Below are 18,246 nucleotides of genomic sequence, written 5' to 3'. Positions count from 1 at the left end.
ATGACAAAGCAAGCCAACAGCACCGACACCCCGGCCTATGCCGAACTGCATGTCAGCAGCAATTTTTCTTTCCTCCGTGGCGCGTCGCACGCTGAGGAACTTGTTCTGACCGCCGCCACCAAGGGCCTGCATGCGATTGCGATCACCGATCACAACACGCTGGCCGGGGTGGTGCGCGGCCATACGGCACATCGCAATTATGCTGATCGGCTGAACTATATTGTTGGTTGCCGTCTTGATCCGATGGATGGGCCGTCCTTGCTGTGTTATCCGACGGATCGGCAGGCTTATGCCCGCCTGTGCCGGTTGCTCACCCTTGGCAAGCGCCGCGCGCCCAAGGGATCGTGCGAGATTTATCTCGCCGATATCGTCACCCATGGCGAAGGGCTGCTGTTTATCGCTGTGCCGCCCCAAGTGCCTGATGACGCCTTTCGCACCGAGTTAATCAGTCTGAAATCGCATTTTGGCGGGCGGCTGTGGCTGGCCATCGGGCGGTTCATGGACGGGTTTGACAGCGAACGCCTTGAATTTACCGAGGCGGTTGAATCTGAGCTTGGCATTCCCGCCGTGGTCACCAATGACGTGCATATGCATTTGCGGTCGCGCAAACCTTTGCAGGATGTCCTGACCTGTATTCGCCATCACTGCACGATTGAGGATGCCGGGTACCGTCTGTTTCCCAATGGCGAGCGCCATATCAAATCGCCGCGTGAAATGGCCCGTTTGTTTCCGGGGCACCCGCACTGGATCGCCCGCACCGTCGAGATTGCCGATCAATGCAGCTTCAGTCTGGATGAGCTGCGCTACGAATACCCCGACGAAAATGACGGCACCGGCGAAGGCACCCAGGAACGCCTGATCCGCCTGACCTGGGAAGGGGCACAGAAACGCTACCCCAACGGCATCCCCGACAAGGTCAAAAACCTGATCGAAACGGAGCTCAAACTGATCGAGGAGCTGGGCTATGCCCCCTATTTCCTGACCGTGCATGACATTGTCGCCTTTGCCCGGTCCAGGGGTATTTTGTGTCAGGGGCGCGGGTCGGCGGCCAATTCATCGGTGTGTTTTTGTTTGCATGTCACCTCGGTCGATCCGAACGAGGTGGAATTGCTGTTTTCGCGCTTCATCAGCAATGCGCGCAATGAACCACCCGATATCGATGTCGATTTTGAACATGAACGCCGTGAAGAGGTTATTCAGTTCATCTATGAACGCTATGGCCGTGACCGGGCCGGACTGACCGCAACCGTGATTTCATATCGCTCGCGCAGTGCCATGCGTGATGTCGGCAAGGTATTCGGCCTGTCGGAAGACACCATCGTCAAATTGACCAAAACCATCTGGGGGTCCAGCAGCAAGCCCGCCCATGACAATATGATGCGCCAATCAGGCATTCATCCCGATGAACCGCGTCTCAAGGCCGTGCTGGACCTTGCCGGGGAGCTCACCGGTTTTCCCCGCCATCTGTCACAACATGTTGGCGGCTTTGTCATTACCAGCGGGCCGCTTTGTGAACTTTCGCCGATTGCCAATGCCGCCATGGCAGACCGCACCACCATTGAATGGGACAAGGATGACATTGATGCATTGGGCATCCTCAAGGTCGATATTCTGGCGCTTGGCATGCTGACCTGCATCCGAAAGGCATTGGATGAGCTGCGCACGCACAAGAACATTGATTACGATCTGGCGACCCTGCCCAAAGAAGACGTTGCCACCTATCGCATGCTGTCCAAGGCCGATAGTGTCGGCACCTTTCAGGTGGAATCACGTGCCCAAATGAGCATGCTGCCGCGTCTTAAACCGCAAACCATTTATGATCTGACCATCCAGGTCGCCATCGTCCGCCCAGGCCCGATCCAGGGCGGCATGGTCCACCCGTTTTTGCAACGGCGCATGGGGCGCGAAAAGGTTGAATACCCCTCCAAAGAACTTGAAGCCGTGCTTAAACGCACCTGTGGCGTGCCCCTGTTTCAGGAACAGGCGATGCAGATTGCCATTGTCGCGGCGGGCTATTCCGGGGGCGAGGCCGACAACCTGCGGCGCGCCATGGCAACATTCAAGCGCACCGGCACCATCGGTGAACACCGCACCAAATTCATCAATGGCATGCTGAAAAATGGCTATGACGAGGAGTTCGCCGAACGCTGTTTCAAACAGATCGAAGGCTTTGCCGATTACGGCTTCCCCGAAAGCCACGCGGCGAGTTTTGCCATTCTGGCCTATGCGTCATCCTGGCTTAAATGCCATCACCCGGATGTGTTTTTATGCGCACTTCTGAATTCCCAACCCATGGGGTTCTATGCCCCGGCGCAATTGGTCAATGATGCGCGCAATCACGGGGTGCGCGTGCTTGAAATCGATATCAATCACAGCTTCTGGGACAACAATCTGGAACGCGAACCGGGCCGTACGGCGGGGTATCATTCGGTGCGGCTTGGGTTCCGCCAGATCAAGGGATTTGGCGAGCTTGATGCCCTTGCCCTGATTTCCAACCGGCCCCAAGGCGGGTTTCAGGATGTCTATCTGATGGCGCGCCAGACGGGCTTATCGCCCGCCGCCCTTGAAAAACTGGCCGAGGCCGATGCGTTTGGATCACTTGGTCTGTCCCGGCGCGAAGCGCTGTGGGCGGTGCGACGTTTTGGCAAGGGGCGCAAGGCCCCAGCTGCCCTGCCCCTGTTTGAAGCGGCCCAGAACTTTAACCACAATATGGGCGTCTCGGCCGAATTTGGCGCCGAAGCCCCGGTGGATTTGCCGATCATGGGCCCGGGCGAGGAGATTATCGAAGACTATGCCAGCCTGCGCTTGTCGCTTAAGGGCCATCCGATGGCGATGCTGCGCGATGCGCTCAGTACTGCCGGGGTCTGCAGAGCAAGTGACATTGCCAATGTGCGCGATGGCCAACGGCTGAGCCATGCGGGACTTGCGATTGTTCGTCAGCGTCCCGGCACGGCATCGGGGGTGGTTTTCATAACCCTTGAGGATGAAACAGGCATCACCAATCTTGTGGTCTGGAGCAAGGTCATGGAACAGCACCGCCGCGAGGTGATGACCGCGACGGTTCTGGGGGTGACGGGCAAATTGCAACGCGAAGACGGGGTGACGCATATCATTGCCGACAAACTGGTCGATCTGACCCATATGCTGCAATCGATGAGCGAAAACACCAAAATCGCCCGTGATGCCAACAACCATCCGCGCAACCTGCGCTGGGCCAGCCCGCGCACTGCCCTGCCCGCGCAAGAAGCCACCAATGCGTCAAACAAACCCGGTGACCTTGATCAGCTGGAAACTCAGGGCGAGGCCTCAAGCTCGAACCACAGCCCCAACCACAGCAAAAATCACAAACGCCTTAAGATCGACAGTCATGATTTTCACTAACGCATCACCCCGAAACGCCGCCTTGATTGGCACCATGACATTTGCGGAAATGGCTCTTTGATGCAGAACCAATTTCCGGCACTGTGCTTCTTTGCACACCGCACATGAAACAGGATGTCTGATGACCGCGCCCCACAAGGATGAATTTGGCAAACCGGTTGGCCACCCGATTGAAAACTGGAACGGATGTGACCTGCCACCGCGCCGTGACATGATCGGCAGCCATGTGATCGTAAGTCCGCTTGATGTAGACCGCGACGCCCGACACCTGTTTGACGCCAACAGCACGGTGCCTGATGGATCACGCTTTACCTATCTCCCGACCGGGCCATTCGCGGATTTCGATGCTTACAAGACATGGCTTGAAAGCATGACCGCCAGCGATGACCCGATGCTTCACGCCATCATCGACAAAGCGACCAACACAGCCGTAGGCGTCGCCGCCTTCATGCGGATTGATGCGAAAAATGGCGTGATCGAGATCGGCAACATCAACTTTTCACCCGCCCTGTCACAGACCATCGGCGCGACAGAGGCGATGTATCTGATGATGAAGCGTGCCTTTGATGATCTGGGCTATCGCCGTTACGAATGGAAATGCGACGACAAGAATGCGCCATCCCGTGCCGCAGCAGCCCGTTATGGCTTTACCTATGAAGGTACATTTCGCAATCACCTGATCTATAAGGGGCGCAACCGCGACACCGCATGGTTTTCCATCACAGCCGACGAATGGCCCGCCATCCGCGCCGCATTTGACGCATGGCTGGCGCCGGAAAACTTTGATGACACCGGCAAGCAGCGCAAACGCCTTGAAGATTTTCGCACCTGACCGCTCGCGATAAACGTTTGCGGTTACACAGACCCGCAACAAACGAAGTGATGATTTTCATTTAACGGTTGTTCGGCTTATAGTCGCCAACTCAACACGTTAAATGGAAATCACTCCGATGTTTGATGCCCGCCTGCGCCCGCTGATTGATGTGCCGTTAAATGCGATTGCGCGAACGCTTTCGGGCACGGGCATTACGCCCAACATGATTACGGGGTTTGGCTTTTTCCTTGGGCTTCTGGCGGCGGCTTGTCTTGTGCTCAAACTCGATTACGCGGCCCTTGCGCTGATCCTGGCATCGCGTTTCATGGATGGGCTTGATGGGGCGGTTGCCCGGCATGCTGCCCCCAGATCACGCCATCCGGGTGCGAAAAGTCAGGAAAGCGATCTGGGGGGCTATTACGATATCGTCTCCGACTTTCTGTTTTATTCGGGCATGATTTTGGCCTTTGCCATTGGGCGACCGGAACATGCGCTTATGGCGGCGTTTCTGATCTTCTGTTTTGTCGGCACCGGATCGAGCTTTCTGGCCTATGCCATTATCGCCGCCAAACAGGGCCGCAGCGACAATGACGCCCAGGGCAAGAAAAGCTTTTTCTATCTGACAGGTATTACCGAAGGCAGCGAGACCATACTGGTCTTATGTCTCATATGCATTTTCCCGGCCATGTTCGACACTATTGCAGCCATTTTCGGCGCCTTGTGCCTGCTCACCACTGCTGGTCGGGTTCTGCAGGCACGGCGCGACTTTGGTTAGTGCGGCGATTATCACGATATCAACTGCTTGAAACGCGTTCCGGGAACTGCCATATCGAAATCGTCACCAAATCCTGTCTGCCTGGACAGGATCAAATGTTAAACGTCCACAGGCCATGGTTCCTGGCCCAAAAGAAAAGCTGCAAGGAATAAAATGCGGTCCATCAGGTTTCTGTGCTCTGTGTTTGTCGGCTGCTTCTTGCTAGTGGCCTGCGATCAATCCGGCCCCGTCAAAATCGGTTTCATTGCAGGCCTGTCTGGCCCCGGCTCGGATGCGGGGACCGATGCGCTTAATGCGCTAAAACTTGCGGCCCAGCAGGTGAATGGCGACGGTGGCATCAATGGCCGCATGATCGAAATCATTGCCCGCGATGATCTGAAAACCCCGGAAGTTGCGCAGGACCATGTCCGCGAATTCAAGCGCCTTGGCGTTGACGCCGTGGTTGGTCCGATCATCAGCTCGATCGGCATGGCGATGCTGCCGGTGATCAATGAGCTTGGCGTTGTCACCGTATCCCCGACCATCTCAGCGGCCGACTTTGCCGGTTTTCGCGACAACCTGTTTCGCATGAATGCCACAACGCGCGAAAATGCACGCGCCTATGCCAGACATTATATCGAGGCGGGATACAGCCGAGTGTCGCTTGCCCTGGATGGTCAGAACCAGGCCTTTACCGACAGTTGGTATCGCGAATTTCTTTTGGAATTTGATGCGCTAGACGGTCGGGTGATCTCCAAGGTCTGGATCAATGTCAACAATGTCACCCACGCCGATGCCGCAGCCGAACTTTTGACCGATGATCCCGAAGCCATCGTTTTAATCACCAACAGTGCGGACGGCGCCTATATGGCGCAGGAAATCCGCAAACTTGACGCCGGCATCCCGTTATCTGCCGCCGAATGGGCCGGGTCGGAAACCTTGATCGAGATTGGCGGGAACGCTGTTGAGGGCATGAGACTGGTGCAGGCGTTTGACCGCTATGACACCAATCCGCGCTTCCAGAAGTTCATCAAGGACTACACTGCAATGTTTGATGATCACCCCGGCTATACTGCGGTTCTAACCTATGATGCGGCGACGGTTCTGTTTGCAGCTTTACGCACCAAGCATGACGAACAATCACTGGCCGATGCGCTGACCAATCTTCCGCCGCAACCGGGATTACATCAGGAACTGGCGTTTGATGCCTTTGGCGATGGCAATCGCAACATCTACTTCGTTGAAATACGCGACGGCAAATTCATCCGCGTCGAATAGACACCCGAAAGATCCATGCAAAAGGCCCCGTAACAACGGGGCCTTTTTAAAATCCGTAACAAGCAAATCGCTTTTATAGCGACGCCTTAGTGATCGCTTTCCTCAAGGAAATGATCGCCAAGACCGGTGTCATATTCCATGCCTTCCTTGGTCAGAACGATGGCGGCCGGATAGCCTTCCTTGACCAGACCTTTGCGGGTCAGCGCGACCCAGACGGCCGGGTTTTCAAAACCGCTGGCATCGCGGGCCGCCACGGTGAATTTGCCAACATGAACGTGATCGCCATGGGCGTGCGGCACGCGCAAAAGCGTTGCCTCGCCAGTGGCTTCATCAATCTTCCCGGAATTGGGATCCTTGGCAATCACCTGTGCCAACACAAGGGTGCGCAGCTGCAGCTTGTTGAGTTTCAGCGGATTTTTGCGAACGAATGCCATGACGGATGGATCCCTAATTTGAATGAGCTATTGGAAAGCACATATCTGTTACTTGGCGCGATGATGCAAGTGCTGATTTGGCCATCCCTCTGCGGGCCTAACCACCAGCCAGCATCTTGCGCAGCTTGCGATCGCGCTTGAGATGCCATTCCCGGCTCATTGCCTGCCCGAATGTGCGGAACCGTTCGACATAAACCAGTTCCCACTGCCGTCCGCGCGTCGTCTTGGCCCCCTTGCCGCTATTATGCGTGGCAAGCCTCGCTTCGACATCGGTCGACCAGCCAACATAGGTCCGGGGCAGTTTCGACTTGCCCTGCCCCGGCACAAAATCCAGCTCGCGCAGCACATAAACAAAGGTGAATGACGCCATCTGCGAGTTACCCGGTTTATAATTGCGCGACCGAATTCGTTTCATGCTGTGGCGAAAACGGCTGACTTTGAGAACCGGCGCGCAGCGTACTTAAAGGTACGTGAGCACCGGAAGCGCAGAAGCCAGCCGTTTGCAGATCTGCATGGGACGAATTAAAGGGTGGAGTTGAAGGCTCCGCCGTCCAGTAGAACATTCTGCCCGACCATGAATTTCGCATGCTCGCTGCACATGAAGGCACAGGTCGCGCCGAAATCAAGCGGATCACCAAAACGTCCCGTCGGAAGACCAGCCTGGGTTTTGGTGCGCGCTTCTTCAAGGGTAATACCCTCGGCCTTTGACTTGTTGGTCATCAGCGCATTGATACGGTCGGTATCATGCTGGCCCGGCAAAAGGTTGTTCATAATAACCCCATCCTTGGCAACCTGGCGCGAGGTGCCCGCGACAAAACCGGTCAGACCGGCACGCGCCCCGTTCGAAAGCCCCAGATGCGGGATCGGCGATTTCACCGAACCCGACGTGATGTTCACAATCCGGCCCCACTGACGCGAAATCATGCCCGGCAATACGGCCGTTGCCAGCAGGATCGGGGTCAGCATGTTCGACTGCACGGCTGCTTCCCATTCCTTCTGCCCCCAATCGGACCACACACCCGGGGGCGGACCACCGGCATTGTTAACAAGGATATCAGGCGCATCGACTGCGGCCAGAACCTTGTTACGGCCCTCTTCGGTGGTAATGTCGCACGCAACCGTGGTGACGTTCACGCCATAGGTATCGCGGATATAATCCGCCGTTTCATTCAGCGGCCCTTCGGAGCGCGCATTGAGCACAAGGTCTACACCGGCCTCGGCCAGTTTGATCGCACAGCCACGGCCAAGCCCCTTGGACGACGCACAAACGATGGCCTTGCGGCCCTTAATTCCAAGATCCAATGGATCCTCCCATGTTCAGGAATTCAGACAATGGCAGGAATTTAGCCCGCAGTGCACCAAGGGTCAAACGCCCTTCCATAATTTGGAATTATTTCAAAACCGAATATTCCGGAACCTGCAGGCACTGCAGATGGTGAAGAGCCGTTCAGCCAAACACCGCATCATGCGCGCTGACATAGGCAATGGCCGCCTTTGATACATCACCCGCCGCCATGCCGGGCTTATAGATGCCCGATCCAAGGCCAAAGCCATCACAGCCTGCCTTGGCGTAGGTGGCGAAATCATCCGGGCCGACACCGCCAACGGCATAGACCGGGGTATCCTTGGGCAAAACAGCCCGCATGGCCTTGATGCCCGCGGCCCCGATGATGCTGGCTGGAAAAATCTTGAGCCCGTCGGCCCCGGCCTTGATCGCGGCAAAGCATTCGGTCGGGGTCAAAACCCCCGGCCAGGAACCCATGCCGAGTTCCTTGGTCTTGGCAATCACATCGATATCGCAATTGGGCGAGACCACGAACTCGCCCTTTGCGGCCTTAACATCGGCAACATCCTTGGTGGTCAGAACCGTGCCCGCCCCGATCAGGGCGGTATCACCGACCGCCTCTTTCATCGCGGCAATGCTTTTAAGCGGCTCTGGCGAGTTCAGCGGCACCTCGATCATCGTGATCCCGGCATCGACCAGCGCACGCGCCATATCGGCGGCCTCATGGGGCTGCACACCGCGCAGGATCGCGATCAGGCGACGGCGCCCCTTACCGGTCACCGGATCGGTAATCTGTTCTGCTACATAGGACGTCATGGCTCAGTTCTCCGTTGATGCCAAAACAAGGGTCGCGTGTGCCCGCGCCAACCCTGAAAGTGTAATTTTCGCCCCGTCCTGCGGCGTGGCCTTGTGATCGTGCACAGCCAAGACCGCCTGATACAGCGATGCCAGCTTGCCCGCCCCGATCAGGGCAATATTCTCGCCCGGCTGCAAAAGCCCCAGCACATCGGCGATTTCAGCACCGATGACAGTCCCCGAAAGCACCGAAGCACCCGGCGCCACAGTGGTCCCGACCGGTGCCACAAGTGCCGCGGCCCGCACACCAAACAGGCTATGCAAAAAGGCCGTCGGTTGTGTAAGTGCTGCGCGCACCGCATCGGCAAAGGCCGCATCGTCCCAGCCATCATCGACCGAGTGCTTCAGGATGGAGTGTTGCGACAGCAGAGCAAAGACCTCGCCACTCATATAGGTGCGAAAGGCGGTAATCTCACCGCCCGAAATCCGCGCCCATTTCGAATGGGTGCCGGGCAAACAGACCCAGCCGGCAAAATCCGGATGGGCGGCCATGAAGCCCACCAACTGGGTTTCCTCGCCGCGCATGACATCAGAGTCGCCCCGCTGACACAGGCCAGGCAGGATAAAGACCGAAATGCGAGGGTCCCTCACATCCGGTTTCACAGCCCCTTGTGCCAGATCAAAAGGTTTAGCCGGAACATCACAATACGGCGCTTCCAGCCAGCCCTGCTTGGCCCCGGCCATACCGCAAATCACGACGGGCACCCCGAGTGCATCCTTAGCCAGCCACCCGTCAATCAGCCCGATTAGAACCGCTTCAAATGAAAGCTTCGGGTCGCCAGAAATCGCATTCATGCCAAGCGGGCTTTCAACAGAACCAAGGATGTTAGCGTTATCATCCATCGCCCAGACCCGCAGATTGGAGGTCCCCCAATCAACCGCAATCCATGACAGAGATGGTCCGTAATCCTGATTTAGCGAGCTCACCCTGCCCTCGAATTTTAGTGTTGGTTTTATTCCTCATACTATTGCGCGAAGCCGCGGTCAATGCGCGCGGGTGACCTTCGCAACAATGCGGCGTTAAGCTGGATGTTCTGCGCCTTGTGCGTCCTCGGCCGCGCGGGCCTGCCCCAGCAGATCCTGATGCCCGGTCCAGCTTTGCGCTTCAATAAACACCTTGGAAACTTCGGGGATCGCGGCGCGAATTTCGCTTTCCAATCGGCTCACGGCCGCCTCCACCTGTGGGGAGGTCACCTTGTCCGCGAAATCCACACTGACACACACCATCAGGCTCTGCGGCCCGTGATGCAGGGTAATGATCTCGTTGACCTTAAGGATACCCGGAATGGCCGCGACCATATCGGCAATCATTTGCCGGCTTTGGCGACTGGCGCTTTCACCAATCAGAAGCCCCTTGCACTCGACCGCCAGCATGAAGGCCGTCACCGCCAGAATAAGCCCGATCATCACCGATGCCAGCCCATCAAGGACGGGCATCTCAAGCAAATAGGCCGCCGCAATCCCGACACACGCCACGACAAGGCCAAGCAACGCGGCTGAATCCTCAAACAAAATGACAAACACCGTCGGATCCTTGCTGCTGCGCACCGCCCTCACCAGCGGCATATCGGGGTGCTGTGCGCGAAACGTCAGGTAAGCCGTGCGAAACGCTATGCCTTCCAGCACAATGGCAACCGCCAGGATCGAAAACACAACGTGATAGGTCCTAACATCAAACCCGCCAAGCACTGCCACCACATGCACATCAAGCGCATGCGGATGGATGATCTTGTCCACCCCTTCCCAGATCGAAACACCGGCCCCGAGCCCGAAAATCATCACCGCCACCAGAAACGACCAGAAATAGGTTTCCTTGCCATAACCCAGAGGATGCCGTTCATCCGGCTCGCGGGTCGAAAGCCGCAACCCCAAAAGCAAAAGCCCCTGATTGCCGGTATCGACCAGCGAATGAATGCCCTCCGACATCATCGCGGCAGAGCCGGTAATCGCCGCCCCGCCAAACTTCGCCACAGCAATCAACAGATTGGCCGCTGCTGCCATGTAAATGGCACCTTTTGAAGAATGAGACATGTCGGGATTTCCGCTTTCTGTGGGGCTGCATCAAGGCAGTGTGGTGGGCAGGCAACATCCGGGATCAGGAAAACCCGGAACGTTTAGGCACTTAAGCCTGTGAACTCGAACACAGTCTAACCGACTGAGGGCAAATGTCACGGCCCCAACCAACAGCGCCCACGAACCCAGGCTTTCCGCCCCCTTACACATTCATCGATAAAAACTATCAAAAACACATGAAATAACTATTTCCCCTATCACACAGACTATTGTTAGCCTTCTCCTAGCGATGAGGGAAACCCGTCGCATCGGATTGAATGATCTGCATCGCATTGCGATCTTTGAGTTGAGCATTACCTACAACATGAAACCTTAACGCATAAATTCTGGTTTCATCTCGCTGGTTTTGGTTAAATCACCTCAGGGAGAGAGAACGATACGGGCGCACCCCAACCAAAGCGCCCCATCTACCGCGCGATCAACGCGATACGGGTCCAGGAGCTGTTTAAAACATCTCAGCCACGACGGAGAGAGAAAAAATGGACGGAAAACATACCGCAGGGAAATGTCCGGTAATGCATGGTGGCATGACCGAGACCGGCAAAACCGCCACCGACTGGTGGCCGAAAACCCTTAATCTCGACATTCTTCATCAGCACGACACCAAGGTGAACCCCTATGGTGAAGACTTCAACTATGCTGAAGAATTCAAAAAGCTCAACCTTGAAGCCGTCAAGACCGACATCAAAAACCTCATGACCGACAGCCAGGAATGGTGGCCGGCCGACTGGGGCCATTATGGTGGCCTGATGATCCGTATGGCATGGCACTCTGCCGGGTCCTACCGTCTGGCCGATGGCCGTGGTGGTGGCGGTAAGGGCAACCTGCGTTTTGCCCCGCTGAACTCCTGGCCTGATAACGTCAACCTTGATAAGGCGCGCCGTCTTCTCTGGCCGATCAAAAAGAAATACGGCAACAAGCTTTCCTGGGCCGACCTGATCATTCTCGCCGGCACCATGGCCTATGAGTCGATGGGTCTTAAGGTCTTTGGCTTTGCCGGTGGCCGCGAAGATATCTGGCACCCGGAAAAGGACACCTATTGGGGTGCCGAACGCGAATGGCTCGCCCCCTCTGACAATCGTTATGACGATGTGTCAAATCCCGAAACCATGGAAAACCCGCTGGCAGCAGTTCAGATGGGCCTGATCTATGTGAACCCGGAAGGTGTGAATGGTCAGCCCGACCCGCTCAAAACCGCCGGTCAGGTGCGTGAAACCTTCGCCCGCATGGCGATGAATGACGAAGAAACCGCCGCCCTCACCGTCGGTGGCCACACCGTTGGTAAAACCCACGGTAACGGCAATGCCGACCTGCTTGAGGCCGAACCGGAAGCAGCCGACGTCCATGAACAGGGCTTTGGCTGGATGAACCACACCAAGCGTGGCATTGGCCGCGATACCGTAACGTCAGGCATCGAAGGTGCCTGGACCACCCACCCGACCAAGTGGGATAACGGCTATTGCGAACTTCTGCTGGGGTATGAGTGGGAGCTTAAGAAAAGCCCGGCCGGTGCCAACCAGTGGGAGCCGATCGGCATCAAGGAAGAACACATGCCGGTTGACGTCGAAGACCCGTCGATCCGTCGCATGCCGATCATGACCGATGCCGACATGGCGATGAAGATGGACCCGACCTATCGCGCCATCATCGAGAAATTCAATAACGACTTTGACTATTTCTCCGATTGCTTTGCCCGCGCATGGTTCAAGCTGACCCACCGTGATATGGGCCCGAAGGCCTGCTATCTCGGCCCGGATGTCCCGGAAGAAGACCTGATCTGGCAGGACCCGATCCCGGCTGTTGATTACACCCTCTCGGACTCCGAGATCGCCGATCTCAAATCCAAGCTGCTCGGTCTTGGAATCTCCTCGACCGATCTGATCAACACCGCCTGGGATAGTGCTCGTACCTTCCGGGGTTCGGACCGCCGGGGTGGTGCCAATGGTGCCCGCATCCGTCTGGCACCGCAGAAGGATTGGGAAGGCAACGAACCGGACCGTCTTGCCAAGGTTCTCAAAACCCTTGAGGACTTCCAGGCAGGCCTTGCCAAGAAAGTCTCGATGGCTGACCTCATCGTGCTGGCCGGGTCGGCGGCGGTTGAAAAGGCGGCCCATGATGCCGGTGTTAACATCACCGTCCCATTCGCACCGGGCCGCGGGGATGCGACGGACGAGATGACCGATGCCGACAGCTTCGACGTGCTTGAACCGCTCGCAGACGGCTTCCGCAACTGGTCGAAAAAGGACTATGTCGTCTCACCGGAAGAAATGCTGCTCGACCGTGCACAGCTGATGGGCCTGACCGCTCATGAAATGACTGTCCTGATCGGCGGCATGCGTGCTCTTGGTACCAACCATGGCGGCACCAAACACGGTGTCTTCACGGATCGTGTCGGTGTGCTGTCGAACGACTTCTTCGTCAACCTGACCGACATGGCCTATAGCTGGAAACCGGCGGGCGACAACCTTTACAACATCGTTGATCGCACCTCCGGCGAAACCAAATACACCGCCACCCGCGTGGATCTGGTCTTCGGTTCCAACTCCATCCTGCGCGCCTATGCAGAGGTCTACGCCCAGGACGACAACCAGGAGAAGTTCGTCAAGGACTTCGTCGCCGCCTGGACCAAAGTCATGAACGCCGATCGCTTTGATCTGGCGTGAGGGCGATGGATTGATGTGACTTGGAGCTTTAGGGTTCCGGAAAGAGAACACCCCCGGTCGTTAGGCTGGGGGTGTTTTTTTTGGGCAGGTAACCTTTCGAAACCTACTTTGAATTGAACCTGGTTCATTACTCTAAGAAGACGAATAGGCCATTACCGGCTTAAGAGATGGCGCACCAGTTTTACAGAAGTACAGATTATTGGGAGTGCGTGTGTCCAACGCCAACCTTTGCTAAAGGGCTAGATCACCTCAGATGGAATAAAAAACGTACCCTCGGTATTTCACAGTAGGTGCTGACAACCAATCCGTTAGAAGCTATTTGCGTGGAAAGAAAAAGCGCCAGTCCTTTGCATTTTTTTGACGAAACTCCTCAACCGCCTCACTTCCGAGGCTTTCTAACTCATCTAGACACCCACTGCTAGTTTCGTCTAGGTTAATTCTTTTTTCTGGTGTTTTGTCGATTCGGTGAAAGCGGTCACCAAGCAACGTGCTGAGTTGAGATATTGATAGCGCAGCTTGCGCCTCAATAGTAACATCGAACAACTTATGCCGAAGGAGCCATCCAGCGCGTCCAGGAGAAGTAATTCCAGTTCTTCCACGAAGGGCCCCGGACGCAGTGCCAACACTCATGACATAGAGATCACTTACATCCCCCTCAGACTTTTCTAAGCATCTTTGAGCCGCCACTAAATCCGGTGAGTTTGCAACAAGCCCCCCATCGACATAAACTCGATCACCAATTCGATGTGGTGGGAAATACGTTGGAGCAGCAGAGGTAGCCAACGCAACGTCTATCAATCGGACAGAGAGATCTTCCCCCTGCGCAGCCAAAGGAGCCGATACGAAAATTTTCTCAACTGCCCTGTTGTATTCAACTGCTGCAACCACCAGAGGAGTCTTCAAATCTTGGAGGGTCATATCTGCCTTCTCTCCGAGAATAGATTCAATTGCAGCTCGAAGCGGTTCTTGCCGATAAGCGGCTTTAAAAATATTCAATGGGTTGAAGATGTGATCTCTGACCGGCTTCTGGAAGATGACGGGGGCATATTTTCTGATAGCCTGCCTTATAATCTTGGGCCTTACTCCTGCTGCCAGTCCTATTGCAATAATGCCGCCAATGGATGTGCCAGCTAGAACTGAAAATAGTTGCTCAACGTTTTTCTCAGTTTGCAATTCGATATTCTCGAGAACTGAAGCCGTAAATATTCCACGTATACCGCCACCAGTTAAAGCAAGAATACGTCTCTCGCGTTCTTGAGGAGGGAGTGGTTTGGCTTGGTCAAGATCAATGCTCAATCGGTCATATTCCCGTTACTGAAAGGCCGCTATTATTAACAACTAGCTCGTAGATTTTAGGCGACGACGTAACTAAGGAAAGTTGATCGGCTATGGCCGTTGCAATCACCAGCGTTTCACTATCACCGAGCGGGGCTCCATTAGTGTCTTGAAGCTCCAAATTTCTAATCTCAGCCCACTCGTCAACAACTTGGCTCGTCACTTCCCGTATCAAACCACCGGCTTCGAACACTCGATGAGCAGCGGCTAAACGTTTCCGCCAGTTACTTCGATGCGCGGCCGGCAAATTCTCAATTTCAGCCCTCAATAATCCGATCGACATTCGGCTCACGAGAACATCTCGTCCAGACTTTTCTGCCTGAACAACGAATTCCCAAGCCGCTTTTGATTGGTCACCACTCACAAAGTCAGAAAATGCTTGAGAGTCGAGCAGATACATTGAACGCCCTTACTAATCCGCTTGTGCACATGAAATATTTGGCCCCGCGCTACGGGGCGTTGTGTGAAGCTTGATCGGTTCCGCCTTAGGCAATTCATCGCTGGGGGACATCGCAGCTACAATCGAAACTTTTTGGTGAGCACGATCAAGCATTTTTATGAGCTCACCAAGGGGTATCATCACATGAACCTGATCATTATTATCGCCCTTCGAAGACGCAACAAATTTAAGAGCGTTGTCAGCCATAACGGCTCTAAAATCTTTTCGAGCTTCTCTTATGTTAAGGCAGCGGATAGCCGCTCCATTCTCCTCAACATCCACATGATTAGCATGCTTTAATAGTAAAGATGCAATCGGCCAACCATATACGCTCTCTAAATTTGCCAACTGGGACAAGTCCACCGCACGCATACGCTTGGCACCAGAAGGACGAACTACAATAGCTTTTCGGATCCATTCAGCAACAGTTTGATCCAACAAATCAACCTTAAAGTTTGAATCGGACAATTTAATCAACTTTTCTTCGGTCATTTTCATTGTTCCTATCTGGAATATACCAATGATATAGAGGTTTTTGTGTACACGTCAACACCACTTGTGTCACATATTGCTCCATCGGCTTGGATATCTGACTTCTGGATCTGTCGTACATTTGATAAAATCTCGTGTTGCAACCGCCCATTAAGCTGACAATTAGTTGCTCGCGGGAGCTTTCAGAAGTTGCCCGGCCTGATCAATCAAGGCCCGCCAAGTCGTCCCCTATTCTGAATACTGCCAGTATCAGCTATTGGTTATGATCGACGTTATTAATTGTCTTGTTATTCCTTCCCGCAAATCTCGCTCAAGGAAACAAAATGCCGGCAGCATCTTTATACGCCTGCGATACGTGTTTGCTTCCAGCTTATAAAAAGGTGACTTAGCCATTTCCGACTAAGGCATTGGTTTAGTTTACATCAGAAACAGTAATAGCTTTCGCTTCGCTCGCTAATCTCCGGTATCCGGCCCTAGACAGCCCCCCCAAAAAAAACAGGTGTCCTATATGCTAATGGCTGGGCGACAACGAAGCCTGCATGCCCTATCACCCGCACTCACTCTTCAGACTAAAAACGTGCCCTAAGCACGTTTTCTATATGTACTCCAACTTCAAGTTATCAACCTGCCGAACTGCTGAGCTGTCCCAACCCGCTTTAGTGAAGTTTTCTGTTTTAGCGATTGACTTAAACAGATAGCGGCTCGTTCATTTTTGAAGCGGCGTTTGATTTTTTGATGTGCTTATAGGAAATATGATGCTGCATTTGGAGGAGCCGTCACCGCCCTACTCGTCCGTTCCTTATGAAAACGCACCTTCAATGCAGGATGTTTGCATTTCAGCGTTCGAGATGTGCACACGCGATGCAACTAAACCGCCATTAACTGCATAACCACCTATTGACCTATTAGGCACTACAGGAATTTTTTATCATTAATTACGGCTTTACACTTTTAAGGAAAAGACCAAATTGCGATACATCCGGGATCACTGGCAAGGAAAGCACACTCTGTTGTTCGCGCTGTGCGTCAACCTGATCCTGATCCGGGCTCTGATCCTGTTTGCCGATCGCTATACGCTGCCGCCCTATATCCCTGACCGCATCCCTGCCCTGATCGCGACGGTTGCGTTTATCCTTGTCTTTCATGGCGTTGTTTTTGTCTGGCAGGTGGTCGGCGTGCTGCGCGCCACCCAACATCAATCGAGCATTCTTGCCAATATCTGGACCGTCGTGGCCTATGGGGTGATCGGGCTTTCTCTGGTCTTTACCGCCCTCAGCATCGCGGCCTCTTTCCGTGCCCTTGCCCCGGAACGTTTCATTCCGGTCAACCTGACCGAGCTTGAAGATGCCCGCGCCAGCCAGTATGCGCTAACACTTAGTCCCGATAACACCCGCATTCACATCACCGGCATCTTTGCCCTTGGCATGGCGCAGCGATTGGCAGCCTTGCTGGATGAAAATCCGGGTGTGACCGGCATCGTCCTTAACAGTGATGGCGGGCATGTCTATGAGGGGCGCGGTGTCGGCTTCCTGATCCGTGATCGGGGCTTGGACACCTATGTGTTTGCCGATTGCAGTTCCGCCTGCACAACCGCCTTTATCGGTGGCGCCAAACGCTACCTCGGCCCTGATGGCCGGCTGGGCTTCCATCAATACAAGATCGATCTCGCCTACCCCGTGCCGCTTTATGACATCAAGGGCCAGCAGGAAAAGGAAATCACCTTCTATCGCAGCCAGGGCATTGCCGAGAGCTTCCTTGAACAAGTCTTCCTCGCCCCGCATACCGGGATCTGGTTCCCGGAGGCAGCGGAGTTGATAGAGGCTGGTGTTGTGGATGGGGTGGTTGGGGAGTGAGCTTGTGGCTCCTGTTGAACCAGCGCAGTCTGCGCGCGGCCTATCGGCCGTGCTTGACCTTCGAGCTAAAAAGGTGCCACTGGCACCTTTTTTAAACGCCTTTCTCAGGACTTACGCGCACCCACTGGGTGCACGGTTCCTTCGAAACCATCAATTATGAGCGCAGGCTCATAACCACAGGAGGTCAAAGGTTCAAAGACTGTTCCTGCGGGCAATAAAAAACCCTGCCACCGGAGGTGACAGGGTCTTTTTATTGGTTGCGGGGGCAGGATTTGAACCTGCGACCTTCAGGTTATGAGCCTGACGAGCTACCGGGCTGCTCCACCCCGCGTCAGTGGGTGTTTAATCTGTACAGTCTGCGCGCGGCTCCGCCGTGCTCAACCTTCGGCTTAAAATCGCTTCACTGGAGCGATTTCTTTACAGCCTCAGTAAACAGATAACGCCGCATCTGGGATGAAGCGGCGTTTGATGTTTGGGTGTGTTTATAGGGAATATGTGTTGCTGTATTTGGAAGGCCCGGCGGTGACCTACTCTCCCGTGCCTTAAGACAAAGTACCATCGGCGCAGGCTGGTTTCACTTCTGAGTTCGG

The 18,246-nt window shown here is 54.9% G+C and carries 15 protein-coding genes, 1 tRNA gene and 1 rRNA gene; 6 read left to right on the top strand and 11 right to left on the bottom strand.

Going from position 1 to position 18,246, the window contains the following annotated elements; translation table 11 throughout:
• The 4 genes from ACXAIA_RS19670 (at position 1) to ACXAIA_RS19655 (ending at position 6,227) form a co-directional block, all read left to right on the top strand.
• Positions 1-3,381 carry an error-prone DNA polymerase gene (locus ACXAIA_RS19670; RefSeq protein ID WP_475350847.1) on the top strand — a complete coding sequence of 1,127 codons (3,381 nt, stop codon included), beginning with the start codon at positions 1-3 and terminating at the stop codon, positions 3,379-3,381.
• Positions 3,382-3,502: 121 nt separating this feature from the next.
• Positions 3,503-4,213: a GNAT family N-acetyltransferase gene (locus tag ACXAIA_RS19665; RefSeq protein WP_475350846.1), complete on the top strand. Its 711-nt coding sequence runs from the start codon at positions 3,503-3,505 to the stop codon at positions 4,211-4,213.
• A 118-nt stretch (positions 4,214-4,331) separates the two neighbouring features.
• On the top strand, positions 4,332-4,970 hold the full coding sequence (locus ACXAIA_RS19660; RefSeq protein WP_475350845.1) for a CDP-alcohol phosphatidyltransferase family protein: 639 nt from the start codon (positions 4,332-4,334) through the stop codon (positions 4,968-4,970).
• Positions 4,971-5,123: 153 nt separating this feature from the next.
• A complete protein-coding gene (locus ACXAIA_RS19655) occupies positions 5,124-6,227 on the top strand; it encodes an ABC transporter substrate-binding protein (protein ID WP_475350844.1) in 1,104 nt (367 codons plus the stop codon).
• Positions 6,228-6,313: 86 nt separating this feature from the next.
• Here ACXAIA_RS19655 and ACXAIA_RS19650 read toward each other — a convergent pair whose 3' ends face one another.
• The 6 genes from ACXAIA_RS19650 to ACXAIA_RS19625 all read right to left on the bottom strand — a co-directional run bounded on the left by ACXAIA_RS19650 (position 6,314) and on the right by ACXAIA_RS19625 (position 10,832).
• Positions 6,314-6,661, bottom strand: coding sequence for a hypothetical protein (locus ACXAIA_RS19650; protein WP_475350843.1), 348 nt, complete (start codon positions 6,659-6,661; stop codon positions 6,314-6,316).
• A 97-nt stretch (positions 6,662-6,758) separates the two neighbouring features.
• Positions 6,759-7,031, bottom strand: a complete 273-nt coding sequence (locus ACXAIA_RS19645) for a GIY-YIG nuclease family protein (protein ID WP_475350842.1) — start codon at positions 7,029-7,031, stop codon at positions 6,759-6,761.
• Positions 7,032-7,183: 152 nt separating this feature from the next.
• Complete coding sequence (locus tag ACXAIA_RS19640; protein ID WP_475350841.1) at positions 7,184-7,963, bottom strand: SDR family oxidoreductase; 780 nt, start codon at positions 7,961-7,963, stop codon at positions 7,184-7,186.
• 145 nt (positions 7,964-8,108) lie between these two features.
• Positions 8,109-8,762, bottom strand: coding sequence for a 2-dehydro-3-deoxy-6-phosphogalactonate aldolase (locus tag ACXAIA_RS19635; protein WP_475350840.1), 654 nt, complete (start codon positions 8,760-8,762; stop codon positions 8,109-8,111).
• A 3-nt stretch (positions 8,763-8,765) separates the two neighbouring features.
• Positions 8,766-9,728 (bottom strand): 2-dehydro-3-deoxygalactonokinase, encoded by a 963-nt coding sequence (locus tag ACXAIA_RS19630; protein ID WP_475350839.1) that lies wholly within the window; start codon positions 9,726-9,728, stop codon positions 8,766-8,768.
• Positions 9,729-9,821: 93 nt separating this feature from the next.
• Positions 9,822-10,832, bottom strand: a complete 1,011-nt coding sequence (locus ACXAIA_RS19625; protein ID WP_475350838.1) for a cation diffusion facilitator family transporter — start codon at positions 10,830-10,832, stop codon at positions 9,822-9,824.
• A 521-nt stretch (positions 10,833-11,353) separates the two neighbouring features.
• Between ACXAIA_RS19625 and katG the strand changes: the two genes are divergently transcribed.
• The gene (katG, locus tag ACXAIA_RS19620; RefSeq protein WP_475350837.1) at positions 11,354-13,537 is read left to right on the top strand and encodes a catalase/peroxidase HPI; all 2,184 of its coding nucleotides are present in this window, start codon (positions 11,354-11,356) and stop codon (positions 13,535-13,537) included.
• A gap of 315 nt (positions 13,538-13,852) precedes the next feature.
• Here the strand turns inward: katG and ACXAIA_RS19615 are convergent, their stop codons facing one another.
• From ACXAIA_RS19615 to ACXAIA_RS19605, 3 genes are read right to left on the bottom strand one after another with little or no spacing between them, the layout of a single operon-like run.
• Positions 13,853-14,833 carry a CBASS cGAMP-activated phospholipase gene (locus ACXAIA_RS19615; RefSeq protein WP_475350836.1) on the bottom strand — a complete coding sequence of 327 codons (981 nt, stop codon included), beginning with the start codon at positions 14,831-14,833 and terminating at the stop codon, positions 13,853-13,855.
• A gap of 4 nt (positions 14,834-14,837) precedes the next feature.
• Complete coding sequence (locus tag ACXAIA_RS19610) at positions 14,838-15,272, bottom strand: type II toxin-antitoxin system VapC family toxin (RefSeq protein ID WP_475350835.1); 435 nt, start codon at positions 15,270-15,272, stop codon at positions 14,838-14,840.
• Between the two features lie 12 nt (positions 15,273-15,284).
• Positions 15,285-15,803, bottom strand: a complete 519-nt coding sequence (locus ACXAIA_RS19605) for a hypothetical protein (protein ID WP_475350834.1) — start codon at positions 15,801-15,803, stop codon at positions 15,285-15,287.
• Positions 15,804-16,813: 1,010 nt separating this feature from the next.
• Here ACXAIA_RS19605 and ACXAIA_RS19600 point away from each other — a divergent pair.
• Positions 16,814-17,656, top strand: coding sequence for a COG3904 family protein (locus ACXAIA_RS19600; protein ID WP_475350833.1), 843 nt, complete (start codon positions 16,814-16,816; stop codon positions 17,654-17,656).
• A gap of 254 nt (positions 17,657-17,910) precedes the next feature.
• Here the strand turns inward: ACXAIA_RS19600 and ACXAIA_RS19595 are convergent.
• Together ACXAIA_RS19595 and rrf are read right to left on the bottom strand one after the other, a co-directional pair.
• Positions 17,911-17,987, bottom strand: a tRNA-Met gene (locus tag ACXAIA_RS19595).
• Positions 17,988-18,170: 183 nt separating this feature from the next.
• Positions 18,171-18,246: ribosomal RNA gene (rrf, locus tag ACXAIA_RS19590) — 5S ribosomal RNA — on the bottom strand; the annotation flags it as partial.

It is taken from the genome of Thalassospira sp. ABL2_045 (genome assembly GCF_056161285.1).
The sequence above is the reverse complement of the archived record's forward strand: the minus strand, read 5'-3'. Positions and strand labels throughout refer to the sequence as shown.

Coding starts and splice junctions, on each gene's coding strand:
- katG (WP_475350837.1), top strand. CDS start 11,354: ATGGACGGAAAACATACCGCAGGGAAATGTCCGGTAATGCATGGTGGC.
- ACXAIA_RS19665 (WP_475350846.1), top strand. CDS start 3,503: ATGACCGCGCCCCACAAGGATGAATTTGGCAAACCGGTTGGCCACCCG.
- ACXAIA_RS19645 (WP_475350842.1), bottom strand. CDS start 7,031: ATGGCGTCATTCACCTTTGTTTATGTGCTGCGCGAGCTGGATTTTGTG.
- ACXAIA_RS19625 (WP_475350838.1), bottom strand. CDS start 10,832: ATGTCTCATTCTTCAAAAGGTGCCATTTACATGGCAGCAGCGGCCAAT.
- ACXAIA_RS19655 (WP_475350844.1), top strand. CDS start 5,124: ATGCGGTCCATCAGGTTTCTGTGCTCTGTGTTTGTCGGCTGCTTCTTG.
- ACXAIA_RS19660 (WP_475350845.1), top strand. CDS start 4,332: ATGTTTGATGCCCGCCTGCGCCCGCTGATTGATGTGCCGTTAAATGCG.
- ACXAIA_RS19650 (WP_475350843.1), bottom strand. CDS start 6,661: ATGGCATTCGTTCGCAAAAATCCGCTGAAACTCAACAAGCTGCAGCTG.
- ACXAIA_RS19610 (WP_475350835.1), bottom strand. CDS start 15,272: ATGTATCTGCTCGACTCTCAAGCATTTTCTGACTTTGTGAGTGGTGAC.
- ACXAIA_RS19605 (WP_475350834.1), bottom strand. CDS start 15,803: ATGACCGAAGAAAAGTTGATTAAATTGTCCGATTCAAACTTTAAGGTT.
- ACXAIA_RS19635 (WP_475350840.1), bottom strand. CDS start 8,762: ATGACGTCCTATGTAGCAGAACAGATTACCGATCCGGTGACCGGTAAG.
- ACXAIA_RS19670 (WP_475350847.1), top strand. CDS start 1: ATGACAAAGCAAGCCAACAGCACCGACACCCCGGCCTATGCCGAACTG.